The organism is Pedobacter kyonggii (genome assembly GCF_004310665.1).
GTDB lineage: Bacteria > Bacteroidota > Bacteroidia > Sphingobacteriales > Sphingobacteriaceae > Pedobacter > Pedobacter kyonggii.
In genome coordinates, this window is record NZ_SIXF01000005.1 from 285,584 (window position 1) to 301,720 (window position 16,137).

Annotated in this window: 13 protein-coding genes; all 13 read left to right on the forward strand. The window is 36.2% G+C overall.

What is annotated here, in order from left to right; genetic code table 11:
* Window positions 1–6 precede the first annotated feature (6 nt).
* Window positions 7–1,026 carry a glycosyltransferase gene (locus tag EYS08_RS08275; protein WP_131029571.1) on the forward strand — a complete coding sequence of 340 codons (1,020 nt, stop codon included), beginning with the start codon at window positions 7–9 and terminating at the stop codon, window positions 1,024–1,026.
* A 62-nt stretch (window positions 1,027–1,088) separates the two neighbouring features.
* Window positions 1,089–2,192, forward strand: coding sequence for an EpsG family protein (locus EYS08_RS08280; RefSeq protein ID WP_165456406.1), 1,104 nt, complete (start codon window positions 1,089–1,091; stop codon window positions 2,190–2,192).
* A gap of 1 nt (window position 2,193) precedes the next feature.
* On the forward strand, window positions 2,194–3,195 hold the full coding sequence (locus tag EYS08_RS08285; RefSeq protein WP_131029573.1) for a glycosyltransferase: 1,002 nt from the start codon (window positions 2,194–2,196) through the stop codon (window positions 3,193–3,195).
* Window positions 3,196–3,308: 113 nt separating this feature from the next.
* A complete protein-coding gene (locus tag EYS08_RS08290) occupies window positions 3,309–3,674 on the forward strand; it encodes an acyltransferase (RefSeq protein ID WP_165456407.1) in 366 nt (121 codons plus the stop codon).
* 87 nt (window positions 3,675–3,761) lie between these two features.
* Window positions 3,762–5,072: a nucleotide sugar dehydrogenase gene (locus EYS08_RS08295; protein WP_131029575.1), complete on the forward strand. Its 1,311-nt coding sequence runs from the start codon at window positions 3,762–3,764 to the stop codon at window positions 5,070–5,072.
* Between the two features lie 92 nt (window positions 5,073–5,164).
* A complete protein-coding gene (locus tag EYS08_RS08300) occupies window positions 5,165–5,626 on the forward strand; it encodes a glycosyltransferase family protein (RefSeq protein WP_131029576.1) in 462 nt (153 codons plus the stop codon).
* 19 nt (window positions 5,627–5,645) lie between these two features.
* Window positions 5,646–6,119, forward strand: a complete 474-nt coding sequence (locus EYS08_RS08305; protein WP_131029577.1) for a glycosyltransferase — start codon at window positions 5,646–5,648, stop codon at window positions 6,117–6,119.
* A 136-nt stretch (window positions 6,120–6,255) separates the two neighbouring features.
* On the forward strand, window positions 6,256–7,650 hold the full coding sequence (locus EYS08_RS08310; protein WP_131029578.1) for a UDP-glucose 6-dehydrogenase: 1,395 nt from the start codon (window positions 6,256–6,258) through the stop codon (window positions 7,648–7,650).
* 245 nt (window positions 7,651–7,895) lie between these two features.
* The gene (locus tag EYS08_RS08315) at window positions 7,896–9,224 is read left to right on the forward strand and encodes an undecaprenyl-phosphate glucose phosphotransferase (protein WP_165456408.1); all 1,329 of its coding nucleotides are present in this window, start codon (window positions 7,896–7,898) and stop codon (window positions 9,222–9,224) included.
* 151 nt (window positions 9,225–9,375) lie between these two features.
* On the forward strand, window positions 9,376–10,455 hold the full coding sequence (locus EYS08_RS08320; RefSeq protein WP_131029580.1) for a mannose-1-phosphate guanylyltransferase: 1,080 nt from the start codon (window positions 9,376–9,378) through the stop codon (window positions 10,453–10,455).
* Between the two features lie 827 nt (window positions 10,456–11,282).
* Window positions 11,283–12,161 carry a sugar phosphate nucleotidyltransferase gene (locus EYS08_RS08325; protein ID WP_262711721.1) on the forward strand — a complete coding sequence of 293 codons (879 nt, stop codon included), beginning with the start codon at window positions 11,283–11,285 and terminating at the stop codon, window positions 12,159–12,161.
* Window positions 12,162–12,456: 295 nt separating this feature from the next.
* Complete coding sequence (locus tag EYS08_RS08330; RefSeq protein ID WP_449415933.1) at window positions 12,457–14,223, forward strand: polysaccharide biosynthesis protein; 1,767 nt, start codon at window positions 12,457–12,459, stop codon at window positions 14,221–14,223.
* Between the two features lie 4 nt (window positions 14,224–14,227).
* Entirely contained in the window at window positions 14,228–15,835 is a 1,608-nt protein-coding gene (locus EYS08_RS08335) for a gliding motility protein RemB (protein WP_131029583.1), read from the forward strand.
* Window positions 15,836–16,137 lie beyond the last annotated feature (302 nt).

Below are 16,137 nucleotides of genomic sequence, written 5' to 3' on the forward strand. Positions count from 1 at the left end.
CCAGAAATGAAAATAGCTTTTTTTCCATACGAAAGTACAGAGAATAAATATGTAAATATTATCATCGAAATTCTTAAAAGTATAAATGGTATAAAAGTGTATCCGTTTGTACCTTTAGATTACCTTCGATTTTCAAGAAAAATGTGGGGTGCTAATGTTGTTTGGTTAAATTGGTTTGAGTTAGATCACGGAAGGGTAAAAAACATGTTAAAAATATTTGTGTTGATCTTGCTCAAAGTTACGGGCAAAAAAATAATTTATACATTACATAACAGGAAACTCCACAATAAGGACACTTCAACTCTCAGCCGCCTACTGCAAAATAGTATTTACTATTTTTGCGATATTATCATTATTCACAGCAAGATATCTATACATGATTTGCCAAAGAAATATATTGTAAAAACTCAATATATCCCTCACCCGAACTATATAGGCGAATATGGAGACAGCAAGGGGAAAGAGGCTTCAACAAAATTGAGGCTATTGTTTCTCGGACAGGTAAAACCGTATAAAAATATAGAATTGCTTATAAAAACCGCTTCCGAATGGAATCCAAATGAAGTTGAGCTTACCATTGCTGGTAAACCTATTTCTGAAGAGTATAAGAGCGAGTTGCTAAATTTGGCGGCAGGTAAGAATATTAAATTTGTTTTTGAATTTGTAAAGGATGATGAGATGAGTGAATATCTGGGTAACTGCGATCTTTTAGTTTTACCTTATGATATATCAAGTAGTTTGAACTCAGGGACAGTTATATTGGCTTTTTCTTATGCAAAAACAGTAATTTGCCCCCTTATAGGTACAGTTGGTGATTTAACCAACAAGGAATTTTTAACATATACCTATAATGACTCTACTGAGCATTTAGCTGCGTTGAAACAGCAAATCCAAAAAGCTACTACCTTGAAATCAAACGATAACCAAATTTTTGATAATTGGGGGCAAATAATGTATAATGAAGTTTATCAGAGTAATTCAAAAGATAAGATTAAACAAATAATTGAACAAAGAATATTAAAGTAATACTTTTAGTGCTAGAGCGATAACGGATGACCATATTTATTGTATTATACCTCTTATTATTTTTGTCGACTTTTTTTGAGCGAGAAGATGTTCCCGCATTCCGCAAAAAGGAGCTTCTTGTTTTTTGGGTCATCATTTTCACTCTTTTTAGGGGGTTGAGATGGGAAACAGGAACAGACTGGGAACAGTACTACCAAGTCTTTTTAACTGCAAGTTGGGATAATTTGTTTTCTTTTGCGCGTAATTCATCTGTTAGTATGGAATCGGGCTATGTTTTACTCAATGTCTTGGTGAAAACTATCGGGGGAAACTATACAATTTTTTTATTGTTGACCAACTTTTTTGTAATGGTGGCATATATGAAATTTTCGTTGACAAATTCTAAGACTCCAATTTATATTTTTGTTTTGATCATGTTTAGCACTCAGTTTTTTCCCGTGCGGATTGGTATTGCCGTTGCTGTTATTCTCTTAGGCTTGTGCAATTTTTCGCAAAGAAAATATAAGAGGATCATTGCTTATACACTAGTTGCGGCAAGTATTCATTCATCAGCTTTTGCATTTATACCTGTCTATTTCTTTGGCTTTTTCAAAAAAGTACCTACGAAATTGGCTGTTGCTGGTGCTGTAATGTTAATGATAATAGCTCAATTACCTTTTTATAATGGTTTATTAGTGTCGATTGCGGGCGGTCTTCATGTTTTAGGTGATGAGGCGTCGCATAAATTTGAGACCTATATAAATTACGATGTTACTAAAAATAGTGGAGCGATAATAGCCTTCGCGGGAATAGTTAGCAATACAATATTTATAGCCTTATTGATTCTGTTTGGGGATATGATAAAAAAACAACCTGCCTATTTGAAAACAACTAATGTTAATTATGATTTTCTTTTCAACATATATTTCGTTTTCATTATGATAGCCATCGCTTTCCCAGGTAATAATATGGCTGGATTAAGACGGTTGCAAAATTATTTCATGTTTGCCTTTCCTATTTTATTTGCTACGTTTATTGTGTATAACAAAAAAAGATATCCACAATACGCTTTTGTATATATGTTTGCTTTTTTCTTCTACGTTTTATTTCGTTCCTATTCACTGTTCTTCGCTGGGCATCTCGAGAGTAATTTCCCCTATCTATCTGTACTAGATAACGCATTTTAATATGAAAAATAAAAATCAATTCTTTGCATGGGTATCGTTTCAAAGACGGCCAGTTTCTATGCAGTCATATTTTGGCTATAATTTAGAATTTATAAAAACTTCTATAAAAGACAAGTGGCTGAAACCTTTTGACTATATCGCAAAGGGGATGCAAACAAGCTACAGCTTATTAAAGAATAAGCCAGAAATTTTGTGGATACAATTGCCACCAACTCCATTGTTGCGAATTGCTCTAGCCTACAAAAAAATAAATAAAAAAACAGTCTTGATTGTCGATTGTCACAATGGAACATTTTGGGGCAAGTGGAAAAAATATCTAAAAAAAGATAACTTAAACAAATGTGATGTCATTATTGCTCATAATTCAGTGATTCGAGATATTGCTATTGAATTGGGGGTGGATAGAGATAAATTGATGGTGCTTGAAACTAAACCTGCGGAGAGAAAGTCAACTAAAGAAATATTACCGAGAGTTGCGGGTCGTCCTCAGGTTTTGATGCCATGTAGTTTCAATATAGATGAGCCAGTCCAAGTGGTGTTTGATGCAGCAAGGCAAATTCCAAATATAGATATCCTTATCTCCGGACCAAATGAGCGTGGAGTTTCTTTATTTGATTATAGCAAAAAGCCTGATAACGTAAAATTTTTAGGTTATTTATCTTCAGAAGATTATGAAATAACTTTCCGACAATCAGATGTTGTGATGGGATTAACAACCGAAGATCACATCCAATTAAGTGTCGCAAACGAAGCAACAGGATTTGAAATGCCTATGGTAATTTCAGATACAAAGTTATTACGCGATCTTTTTAATAAAGGAGCTGTTTATGTAGAGACACTTAATCCCAAGTCCATTGCTTCTGGGATAATAGAGGCTTTAGATAAAAAAGATGTGTTAAAAAAAGAGGTGGCCATACTGAAAAAGGAAAGAATTGTGAGATGGGAGTTAATGGCTAGTGCGGTGAATGATAAGATAAAGAATATCATGGCGAACAAGGCTTAAAGGTTAAAAGTAGGATGATGAGAAGATTTTTTAAATTTATTATATTACGAATACAGTCAAGCTCTTGGCTACATTCTAAAAAAATAAGACCTCAATTACTTAGACTTACAGGAATGAAAATAGGAAAATCTCATATTGGTGAACAGGTAATTTTCGACAGCCTATATCCTGAAAATATTGAGATTGGGGATTACAGTGCAATAACCATGCGGTGTGTAATTTTAACTCATTTTGTTGAGGTAGCGGAAAAGACAGAGCAAAATAAGGGGGGAAGAATATTCGTTTCAGGCAAAGTCATTATTGGGGACAATGTATTTATTGGCGCTCACACTTTAATTTGTAAACCGGTAGTCATTGGAAACGATTGTATAATAGCCGCTGGTTCTGTTATTGTAAAAGATATTCCGGCAGGAGAAATTTKGGGGGGAGTACCAGCGAAATTCCTGAAAAGAAGACCTGAGTATGAGAAAAACAGGTAAATAGTTAATGGATACCCCATAAGATTTAAAGAGAGATTCTTGACTGTGTAAGTTTTCTATATAGATTGTATAATTAATTTGATAAATATGAATATAAGTATTTTTGGTTTAGGATATGTTGGTTGTGTTAGTTTAGGTTGCTTGGCGAAAAATGGTCATACCGTAATAGGTGTAGATGTAAGCGCTGATAAAGTAAATCAGATCAATAATGGAATTGCAACTATTGTGGAGAGAGATATTGATGAAATTATTGCGGAAGAACATAAAGCGGGGCGTATCCGAGCTACACATGATGTAAACAACGCAGTATTGTCTTCAGAATTGTCAATAGTAGCTGTTGGTACCCCTTCATCTGAAAAAGGGCATCTGAACCTTGACTATATTTTTAAGGTGGCTGAGGACATCGGTCAAGTGTTAAAAAGTAAAAACTCTTTTCATGTAATAGCAATACGTTCAACCGTAATGCCAGGAACTTGTGAGAAATTTGCTCGGATTTTGGAGGATAATTCGGGTAAATTAAATAATAAGGATTTTGCTGTTATAGATAATCCTGAGTTTTTAAGAGAAGGCACAGCAGTATATGATTATTATAATCCTCCATTAACATTAATTGGTAGTGAATCAGATTTAGCAACAGAAAGAGTAAAAAGCTTGTATGATCAGCTGCCAGCTGAAATCATTGTCACAGAGGTTAAGGTCGCTGAAATTATGAAATATGTAAATAATACATTTCACGCCCTAAAAATATCTTTCGCAAATGAAATAGGTAATATATGTAGTGCCATGGGAATTGATTCTCACAAAGTGATGGATATCTTCTGCATGGACAAACAGCTTAATATCTCTCCTTATTATTTTAAGCCTGGTTTTGCATACGGAGGTTCATGTTTACCGAAGGATTTAAAAGGCTTAAAAACATTGGCTCATGATTTATATGTTCCGGTTCCAGTTATTGAGGGAATTGACTTAACAAATAATATTCAAAAACAGCGCGCCATTGGTATGCTGAGTAAATTTTTTGGTAAAAAAATCGCAGTATTAGGATTAAGTTTTAAAGCAGGTACTGATGATTTAAGGAATAGCCCAGCAGTGGAAATAGTTGAGGCGCTTATAGGTCGCGGTTTTGATATTGCCATTTATGATAAAAATATACAGATAGCAAAACTCGCCGGTAAAAATAAAGAATATATAGAAAGACATATTCCCCATTTGTCAAAACTAATGGTTGACGACCTAGCTACTCTTATTCAACAAAGTGACGTAATCATTATTAGTAATAAGGAGCCTGAATTTTTAGAGATGCTTAAGGAGGTAAAAGGTAAGAAAATAATAGATATGGTTAGGATAAATAGCGAGGAAATTATTGAAAATAATAGCTACACAGGTATTAACTGGTAGATAATATAATAAACTATTACAGCTTAATATCACTTTAAAATGCATGGTTATCATTATAAAACACGCATAGTAAAGATAATAATTAAACACTAATGGGGAATAAAGTTAAACTTCTCGCAGTTGCATCAATAGGAGGGCATTGGATACAACTGCTCCGGATCATCAATCCAAATAACGCTGAAGTTAGCGTTACCTATTTATCTACTCACCCTAAATGCGAGGGTATGGTTGAGGGGCAGAAATTTTATACGATTTCGGATTTTAGTCGCTGGAACTTTTATAAACTGATTCCTGCTTTCTTCCGGGCCTTAAAAATTATTCAAAAGGAACGTCCAAATATAGTTATTTCTACAGGTGCAGCGCCTGGCTTGGTGGTGTTACTTGCGGCTAAATTTTTAGGAAAAAAAACGATTTGGGTAGATAGTATAGCAAATGTACAGCATCTATCATTAAGTGGTAATATTGCTTCTAAGTTTGTAAATCAGACTTTTACACAATGGGAATCGCTTAAAACCGCTAAAATTTTGTATGCTGGCAACGTTTTAGAACAATAATATAAATTATAAAATTGCTATGATATTCGTTACAATAGGCACACAGATCTCGTTTGACCGTTTTATAGAGGCGATCGATGAAGTCGCTACCCTAATTGATGAGCCTATTATTGCTCAAGTATTTAAAGGTAGCTATCAAACTAAAAATGTGAAAACAGTCGATTTTTTGAATCCTGATGAATTTAATAAATTGATGGAAGAGGCTCGTTTGATAGTGGGGCATGCTGGTATGGGTACTATTCTATCTGCCTTGAAGTACGAAAAACCTATTATTATTTTCCCGCGAATGGCCTCTTTAGGGGAACATAGAAATGACCATCAAATGGTTACCGCTATGAGAATGAATGAATTGGGATACGTGCACGTAGCATATGACAGAAAACAGTTAAAAGCATTGATATTGAACAAAGATTTGCAACCATTGAAAAAATTGAATAGTAACCCTTCGAACAATATGATTGATTTCATCATTAACTCAGTGATTAAGAGATGAAATCAAAAATACAGGACTTATAATGAATATATTTTATGTATGGTGAAGCCCGCAGCGTGGAATTAAAAAAAATGTAAAATCACCTGGAAAGATCGATAGCTAAACAATAAAAATTTAATTAAAAAACCTATTTCTGATGAAAAACATCACTAAAATATGCTGCATTGGTGCGGGATATGTGGGAGGCCCGACTATGGCAGTTGTGGCTAAACAATGCCCAAATATCAAAGTAACGATCGTCGATTTAAATGAAGCACGTATTGCTGCCTGGAATGATCCTGATGTAAATAATATTCCTGTATATGAACCCGGTTTAAGTGAAGTTGTAGCAGAAGCTAGAGGAAGAAATCTCTTTTTCTCAACTGATGTGGATAAAGCCATAGACGAAGCTGATATGATATTTATCTCGGTTAATACGCCAACAAAGACATATGGTGCCGGGAAAGGAATGGGAGCCGACCTGAAGTGGATTGAGTTGTGCGCACGCCAGATTGCCCGTGTTTCTAAAAGCGACAAGATCGTTGTTGAAAAATCTACCTTACCTGTGCGCACGGCTGAAGCTGTAAAAGACATACTTCATAATACAGGAAGCGGAGTGAAGTTTCAAATATTATCCAATCCGGAATTCCTGGCTGAAGGTACTGCAGTGCAGGATCTTTTGGCGCCCGATCGCGTTTTGATTGGTGGAGATGATTCAATAGAAGGAAAAGAAGCAATACAAGCTTTGGTTGATATATATGCCCAATGGATTCCGTTAGATCGTATACTAACTACCAATGTATGGTCGTCTGAGCTTTCTAAATTGGTTGCCAATGCATTCCTGGCACAACGAATTTCTTCTATTAATGCAATTTCTGAACTTTGTGAGAAAACAGAGGCCAATATTAATGAAGTATCAAGAGCGATTGGAACAGATAGTCGTATTGGACCAAAATTTTTGAAAGCGTCTGTTGGTTTTGGTGGTTCATGTTTCCAGAAGGATATTTTGAACCTGGTTTACATATCCCGATCATTTGGATTAAGCGAAGTAGCAGATTATTGGGAACAGGTTATTATTATGAATGACCACCAGAAAAAACGATTTGCACTAAATATTGTACGCAGCCTATATAATACCGTATCCGGAAAGAAAATTGCTTTTTTAGGTTGGGCTTTTAAAAAAGATACCAATGATACGCGTGAGTCTGCCGCAATTTATGTAGCTGATGAGCTTTTAAATGAACAAGCTTCTATCCAGATCTATGATCCAAAGGTAGTTGAAAAACAGATTTATGGTGATTTGGATTACCTGGAGACAAGGAGTGCTGAATTAAATAAGAGCGGGGTAACTGTATTTAATGATCCGTATGAGGCATGTAATGACGCCCATGCAATTGCTGTGTTGACCGAATGGGATGAGTTTAAAGACTACGATTGGAAACGGATTTATGATAGTATGCTAAAACCGGCTAAAATATTTGATGGGCGCAATATTCTGGACCATAAGCTGCTCAAAGAAATTGGATTTAAGGTGTATGGTATTGGTATGTAGGTATCATGTATTAGGACTAAACACATTAATTATTTTTTAATTTACTCTTTCTTATGTTATGAACACCTAATCGATAGAATATTCTACATACCGGATATTTAACCGTATGATGTTATAGCTTTAAGTTGTAAATGTCACAGAATTTTTTAAATTTGTGGTGTCTATTTTCAATCCATATCCCTATGAGTTCTCCAACACGCTATTTATATCTGTTGAGATATATTCTGCCTATAACAGACTTAATCATGTTGAATTTAGTTTATTTCTCAGCATATTATTTAACACCGTTTTTAGGTAAAACTGTAACCGCCGAAATTGACCGTCATCATATTGCGGTGTATAATTTGATCTGGCTTTTCTCAACAGCAATTTTTGGATTATATACTGCTTACGGAGCAAGAAAGCTAGAGCGGATTTATAGCAGGACTTATCGGAGTTTGGCAATGCATTGTGTGCTATATTTATCTTACCTGCTTTTTTCAGCAGAAGAGAATTTCTCTATGGCTTTTCTTGTTATCTTCTATTTTTTACTTTTTGTTGCTTTTGTCTTTAACCGTTTTATTGGTACTTACATACAATATGTTGTTTTGAACAAGTTCAAAGCAGCGAAAATGGTTGCTGTAATGGGTTCAAACCAAACTGCATTACGGCTTGCGGAGTATATCGACAGACAGAGAAATTTAGATTTTTTCGGTTTTCTAGGTAACGATGAGGATATATATGATTCTGCAGATTCCCAGAAAAATGTGTTAGCTAAACTCGGCGAGGCAGCCGATGTAGGGGTTAAAGAGGTTTTTGTCGCTGTGGCACCAAATAGGATGAATGACGTTGGTACTCTTGTTTCTGCAGCTGATCAGCAATGTGTTCGTCTAAAGTTTATTCCGGATATCAGTGGTACGATCGCTTCTCCTTACGCCATATCTTACATGGGGGGCGAGTTTCCAATTATAACCTTGAGAAATGAACCCTTAGAGATTATGGGCAACCGTTTTAAAAAACGAGCATTTGATATTGTTTTTAGTCTTTTAGTAATCATTTTTGTAATGAGCTGGCTATATCCTATCATTGCAATCCTGATCAAAATCCAAAGCCCCGGCCCGGTTTTATTTAAGCAATTGAGAAGTGGAAGAAACGACAAACCGTTTTGGTGTTGGAAATTCAGGAGTATGAAGGTTAATAAAGATAGCGATAAAAAACAGGCAACCAAGGATGATGACCGAATCACAAAAATCGGATATTTTCTAAGGAGAACGAGCTTGGATGAAATGCCTCAGTTTTTTAATGTGTTTTTTGGATCGATGAGTGTGGTTGGCCCAAGGCCTCATATGCTTAAGCATACAGAGAAATACAAAGAGATCATAAATCAATTTATGGTTCGTCATTTTTTAAAACCAGGTATTACGGGTTGGGCACAGGTTAACGGGTTTCGCGGTGAGACTAAAGAAAATGAGGCGATGGAGAGCAGGGTTAAATTTGATCTCTATTACTTAGAGAACTGGACCGCCATGTTTGATGTTAGAATTATTTTTATGACGGTAATCAATGTTTTTCGAGGAGAAGACAATGCCTACTAACTTAAGAGAATGCATGCGCAAGAGGCTTGTTAACAACAGATTTACTTGTATATTTTTCTATGATGTCTTCTCCCAATATTGATTTTTACAAATTGAATTATTGGGTATTGATAATGCAGATACTGATAAATACAAAAAAATATAAAAGCATATGAAAAACAACACTTACGTTCTCATTATGGCAGGTGGAGTGGGAAGTAGATTCTGGCCTAAGAGCCGCAATAATTTCCCAAAACAGTTTATCGACATCTTAGGCGTGGGAAAATCACTTCTCCAGCTTACTTACGAAAGATTTTTGACGATTTGCCCAAAAGAAAACATTTATATCCTCAGCAATTCACAATACAAAGATTTAATCTCCGAACAGTTGTTCGGGATGTCTGAGGACAACATCATTTCAGAGCCATGCAGAAATAATACGGCTCCTTGCATTGCTTATGCATCTTTTAAAATTTCAGAGATAAATCCTGATGCAAATATTGTTGTTGCACCTTCCGATCATTTGATTCTCAATGAAGCTATTTTTTTAGAAAAGGTGAAACTTGGATTGAATTATGCTGAAGAAAATGATGCGTTAGTAACCCTAGGCATTAATCCCACCCGGCCTGATACCGGATATGGTTACATTAATTATGTTAACGCTGGGGTTGGGGATATTCATCCAGTAATCAGGTTTATGGAAAAACCAGACTTACAAAAAGCAACAGCGTTTATAGAGAGTGGCTGTTACGTTTGGAATGCAGGAATATTTATATGGAAGGTCTCCAGCATATTAAAAGCGTTAAGTTTTCATGCGGTGGAGATATATAATCTTTTCTTAAAAGGGAAGGAGTTTTATAACACTGATACTGAGAATGGATTTATTAATGAAAATTATGCGTTAGCTCCTAATATTTCAATTGACTACGCTGTTATGGAGAAAGCCGACAACGTATTTACAATTACCGGTGAGTTTGGCTGGTCGGATTTGGGTACTTGGGCATCTTTACACGATGTTTCGGTAAAGGATTTGGATAACAATGCAGTAAATAGTCAATCGGTTCATCTCACGCAGAGTTCCAACTGTATTGTACAGGTGCCAACAGATAAAGTAGCGGTAATTAAGGGGCTCCACGACTTTATTGTAGTTGACGATGGCAATGTTTTGTTAATATATCCAAAAAATGAAGAACAAGAGATAAAGAAAGTATCTGGTTTTATAAGTGAAAAGTTCGGTAAAAGTTATTTATAATAACATCGATGTACTGTTGTGGGCATACTTAAATGAAGATGGTTCGGGTGTGCCCATTTATTTTACAATTCTCGCCAAAGGCTATTACAGGGTATTTTGATTAGAAGCATTTATTTGGTCGAGTTGAATGTTACGAATATTATGTGCTAATTTAAAGTAATGTATAGTCTTCCTTTGAAAATTGCTACAAGTAGTAAACAAGCAAGGAATAAAACAATATCTGATTCGGCCTTGCTAATCATGAATTGAGAAGAAAAGGCAAGTTAATGATCGATTTATACTCATGTTGGTATAACAATTAGAAAAATTTATAGAATTTATTTTTACATCGATAACATATAAAATGTTTAACTGGGAGCCAGGGGACTATCGATTTGAGAAAAAGATTCCTTCTAATCCTGCTGGTTTCTGGATTTTTGCACTTGGGACACGGTATTTTGCCTTGGCTTTCTTCTAATAAACTCATTGTTCAGTTATAATAATGAAGAGGATAGGGTTGAGAATATGCTTCCAATAAGACTAAAGTAGCTAATTTATCTTTCTTTTCTGTCTTTTTTTTAAGTTTTTTTTGTGGTATTTGATATTTTTTAATCGGTTAGTCTATTTTTTGAGATTTTATGTGCTGTTTTTTTAGTTAATTTAATGTTTTGATTTTTTTTAATAGAAATTAATCTTTCTTGGCGTTCTTTTTGTTGAATTTTTCTTGTTGGGTATGGGTTGCTCAATATTTTGTATGAAGAATAAGTGCTAATCATCTTGAAAGTTAAATTAATCCAGTTATATATATGCATAACTCAAAACCATCATTAGTAATTTTAGCGGCTGGCATGGCCAGCAGGTACGGAGGCAGTAAACAGACGGAGTCTTTTGGCCCATCGGGGGAAACAATAATGGAGTATTCGATTTTTGATGCGATCAAAGCGGGATTTGATAAAGTAATTTTTATCATCAGAGCGGAATTTGCTGAATCATTTAAGGGTGCGATAGAACCAAAACTTCGGGGAAAAGTGAAGCTTGAGTATGTTTACCAGGGCTTGGGTAAGTTTAGGGATGGCAGGGCTTTACCTGAGGGACGCACTAAGCCCTACGGAACACAACATGCCTTATTATGCTGCAAGGATGTCCTTGATGCTCCTTTTGCGGTAATCAATGCAGATGATTTTTATGGATTGGATGCTTTTGAAAAAGCTTATGCGTTTTTAACTCAATCAGTAGAGGATGGAAAGTATGCATGTTTGGGTTATCAGTTGAAAAATACATTGAGTGATCATGGATCGGTAACCCGCGGAGAGATACAAGTAGACGAAGGGAATTATATTGTTGGTATAAAAGAGAGAAAAGAAATATTTAAGCGCGCTGACAAGGCATTTCGCGTTAACGATGGCGATGAGATTGCGATGGATCTGATGACACCTGTTAGTATGAATTTCTTCTGTTTTACCCCCTCTTTTGTAAATTGGAGTGAAGGCGAATACTATGATTTTTTGGATCGGCATGACACTGATCTCAAAGCTGAATTCTTAATTCCTGAAGTTGTAGATAGATTAATTAAAACGGGCAAAGGGGTTGTGAGCCTCGTAAAGACTGATGCCAGCTGGTTTGGTGTTACCTTTAAAGAGGATGCGGAACTTGTTAGATCAGAACTTGATCAGTTGACCTCTGAGGATGGATATCCGCGGAATCTTTGGTTTGAAGGAATTAATTAAGTATTGTGTACGCCAATATTTCTCAACTGCTTTTAGAGGTGGCTGAGAAATATTTTTGCCATAGAGTGGCAGGATTATTGCTTATTGTATTTATCTTTGACATACATACTTAGCCTATAAAAAATTGTTTACTCAAATTAATATCGTCCCACGGTGGATTATTTTTGCTCTCGATCTTGTGTGTTGCTCTTGGGCAATGGTATTTGCCTATATGTTAAAGTTTAATTTAAACCTAACATCAGTAGATATACCAGAGCTGTCAACTAACTTATTGTTATTGTTGTTGTTTAATTCAATGGCATTCTTGGCTACTAAGAGCTATTCGGGTATAATTAGATATACAAGCGCGCAGGATTCTTTCCGTATATTATTTTCAGTCCTGATCTCCAACGGATTTTATTTTATAATTAATTTATTTGCAATAAGTATTCTAAACAGATCGCTTATCCCCAATACAGTACTGATCATTGGTGGATTGTTCAGTTTTCTTTTCCTGATTACCTACCGGATTTTTATCAAATACTTTTTTATGTACATTAAAAATCTGAAACTGGATAAAAAAAAGGTCATTATTTACGGAGCAGGCGAGGCTGGGATGGCTACTAAGAGAACCTTTGACCATGACGATAAGGTAAACAAGTACATTGTTGCATTTGTGGATGATGATCAGCGCAAGATTGGCAAAGCAATAGATGGTGTGAGTATACTAGATGCACGAAATCTTGCTGATCTGATTGCCAAACATGAGATAGATGAAATTATTTTCGCATCTTATACCATTCCTGCAGAAAAAAGAGATGTAATTGTTGACCTTTGCCTGGAACATGATATCAAAGTATTAAACATCCCTCCTGCGAATGCTTGGACCAATGGAAAATTACAACCTGCCCAGATTCAGAAATTAAATATCGAAGATTTATTAAATAGGAAAACGATAAGCATTGATATTGAAGGAATCGGAAGTATGCTCCACAAAAAAAGAATCCTGATTACTGGAGCCGCTGGTTCGATAGGGAGCGAAATTGTTAGACAGTTATCAAAGTTTGATGTTGGTTTAATCATATTATGTGATCAATCGGAAACTGCTCTGCATGATCTTTATCTGGAACTGGATGAAGTGGACCGGACAAAAAACTATCAGGCCTTTGTTGGTGATGTACGTGACGAACAGCGGATGGATAAACTTTTTAATATGTACCGTCCCGATTATGTTTATCATGCGGCAGCATATAAACATGTGCCTTTAATGGAAGACAATCCAGCTGAAGCGATTAAGGCAAATGTGCTGGGTACTAAAACCGTTGCTGATAAAGCAGTGAAATATGGCGTTCAGAAGTTTGTTATGATATCGACGGATAAAGCAGTAAATCCGACAAACATTATGGGGGCTTCTAAACGAATTGCAGAAATTTACGTTCAGTCGCTCAATAATTCACTTAGTCAAAGGGATTTCGTTTTCAGTAATGGATTGAGTTATATTAACCGTTTGGAAAAGCGGCCTGCAACCAAGTTTATAACCAGTAGATTTGGTAATGTTCTGGGGTCGAATGGATCCGTTATTCCCAGGTTTAGACAGCAAATAGAAAAAGGTGGCCCAGTTACGGTTACCCATCCTGATATTACCAGATATTTCATGACTATTCCGGAGGCTTGCCGATTGGTGCTTGAAGCAGGGTGCATGGGTAACGGGGGGGAAATTTTTATTTTTGACATGGGCAAATCGGTTAGGATTTTGGACCTGGCGAAAAAAATGATTAAGCTCGCCGGACTTGAACCCAATGTGGATGTAAAAATAGAATTTTCAGGTCTGCGGCCAGGAGAAAAACTCTATGAAGAACTGTTGAATGACGATGAAAATACGATGCCAACTCACCACGAGAAAATCATGATCGGAAAAGTAAGAGAATACGTGTTTGATGAGGTAGCCAGTAACGTTGCTGACCTGATCAATTCAGCGAAGCAGGATGATGATATGCAGGTGGTTATAAACATGAAAAAAATGGTGCCTGAGTTTAAGAGTATGAACTCTATATTTGAAGAGCTTGACCATGTGGTTAATTAATAAGATGAAGAAAATTTTTTTTTTGGCCATTTTGGCCTTTACTGTAACGCTTGCTTGGGGGCAGTCTACTCCCAATGTCAATATCCCATATGACTTTCAATTCTATCAAAAGCTAAACCAACGGATCTATAATCAGGATAGTAAATTCCATTCATCTATAAAGGGGATTTACTCTGACCAAAGCGAAATCGCAGCTTCATATGATTCTCTGATGAAGATTGGTATTGATACCAACAACAGGGGCACTTGGGTACACAGAAAGTTATTTAATGAACATTTACTCGAATTTAACGGGGAGGATTATAAGGTATATGCAGATTTTTTACCGGATTTTCAGATTGGCAGGGACTTTAGCGGCAAGCGTAACACCTGGTTAAACACCAGAGGATTTCAGGTAGGAGGATCGGTTGGGAAACAATTTTCTTTTTATCTGAATGGGTTTGAGAATCAGGGAAAGTTTGCAGATTATGTAAACAGGTATATTGTAGCCAATCAGGTTATGCCCGGTCAGGGATCTGGTAAATTGGGAGCCGATAAACAGGATTGGACCTACGTGACTGCTCTGTTGTCTTATACCCCAAATTCGCATCTCAACTTTTCTTTGGGGTATGATAAGAATTTTATCGGTGATGGATACCGTTCTATGTTACTTTCTGATGTATCGTCCAATTATTCCTTTTTCAGGGTAAGAGCTACACTTGGTGCGGTGCAATATCAGACCATCTTCGCCTATATGCTAGATCCGGGTGCACCAAAGCTCACTGATGATCGTAGGTTAGGAGATAGGGGAAAGTGGATGGCTGCCCATTATGTGGACTGGAATGTTACCAAAAAATTCTCTGTAGGATTTTTTCAGGCAGTAACCTGGGCAGATGCAGAGGTTGAGGGTAAACGTGGTTTTGATTTTAATTACGTGCACCCTTTTATTTTCTTAAGACCTGTAGAAAGTACAAACACCACCTCTCCTGATAAGATGAGGCTTGGTTTAAATCTGAAATATGAAATTCTAAAGAACACTACTCTTTATGGACAGTTTATGTTTGATGAATTTACTGCCAAGGAATTTTTCGCTGGCAATGGCTATTGGGCTAATAAATACGCCGTTCAAGTAGGTTTACGGGGATCTGACCTGTTCAAAGTGAAGAGTCTGAACTACCTTGCCGAATTCAACACCGCCCGGCCGTATACTTATGCCCACTTCGACAGGCTATCCAATTATTCCAATTACAACCAGTCATTAGCTCACCCTTTTGGTGCTAATTTCAGGGAATTTCTCGGGATATTAAATTACAACTACAAGCGGTTTGATTTTCAGGGGGAAGCACTTTACTCGAGATACGGAAAGGACCCTGAGGGCCTTAACTATGGCGGAGATATTTTTAAAAGTTACCTAACCAGATCTGTTGAATATGGAAGCAAGGTTGGCCAGGGCATAAAGACCAATCTATATTTTGCGCGTGCACAGGTATCTTATCTGCTCAATCCAAAATATAATCTCCGCTTAGAGTTAGCCGGAGTGTTTAGGCGTGAGAGCAGCATAGGGATAGAAAATACCCAAATGTTTACTTTCGGTATCCGTAGTAGTTTCCGTAATATATATCATGATTTTTAATCAGGTATAATCTTTAAGTAAATAAAAAAATAGCGGATCTCAATTTTGATAGATGCTAGTGCTTCAGTTAATGTAGTATTGTTGCTTCAATACTATATAAGGAATCCGGTCAAAAGTTGGGAGTAGATATTAAAGAATTAGTCTTAAAAAAAAGCTATCGAAACTATAGATTATAAACTACTGCAAATACTATTTCCCTCAGCGTTGATATAAGCTTTTATATTTTTTAACTTTTCTGCACTTTCCTTTAGGGGTCGATGATCCGAAGACTACATTTTGGGCAGCTTGAGTTTGGAATTGCA

Bases quoted from the DNA above. Each gene is read 5' to 3' on its own strand.
- EYS08_RS08275 (WP_131029571.1), top strand. From the start codon at position 7: ATGAAAATAGCTTTTTTTCCATACGAAAGTACAGAGAATAAATATGTA.
- EYS08_RS08305 (WP_131029577.1), top strand. From the start codon at position 5,646: ATGATATTCGTTACAATAGGCACACAGATCTCGTTTGACCGTTTTATA.
- EYS08_RS08325 (WP_262711721.1), top strand. From the start codon at position 11,283: ATGGCCAGCAGGTACGGAGGCAGTAAACAGACGGAGTCTTTTGGCCCA.
- EYS08_RS08330 (WP_449415933.1), top strand. From the start codon at position 12,457: ATGGCATTCTTGGCTACTAAGAGCTATTCGGGTATAATTAGATATACA.
- EYS08_RS08320 (WP_131029580.1), top strand. From the start codon at position 9,376: ATGAAAAACAACACTTACGTTCTCATTATGGCAGGTGGAGTGGGAAGT.
- EYS08_RS08335 (WP_131029583.1), top strand. From the start codon at position 14,228: ATGAAGAAAATTTTTTTTTTGGCCATTTTGGCCTTTACTGTAACGCTT.
- EYS08_RS08295 (WP_131029575.1), top strand. From the start codon at position 3,762: ATGAATATAAGTATTTTTGGTTTAGGATATGTTGGTTGTGTTAGTTTA.
- EYS08_RS08310 (WP_131029578.1), top strand. From the start codon at position 6,256: ATGAAAAACATCACTAAAATATGCTGCATTGGTGCGGGATATGTGGGA.
- EYS08_RS08300 (WP_131029576.1), top strand. From the start codon at position 5,165: ATGGGGAATAAAGTTAAACTTCTCGCAGTTGCATCAATAGGAGGGCAT.
- EYS08_RS08315 (WP_165456408.1), top strand. From the start codon at position 7,896: ATGTTGAATTTAGTTTATTTCTCAGCATATTATTTAACACCGTTTTTA.
- EYS08_RS08285 (WP_131029573.1), top strand. From the start codon at position 2,194: ATGAAAAATAAAAATCAATTCTTTGCATGGGTATCGTTTCAAAGACGG.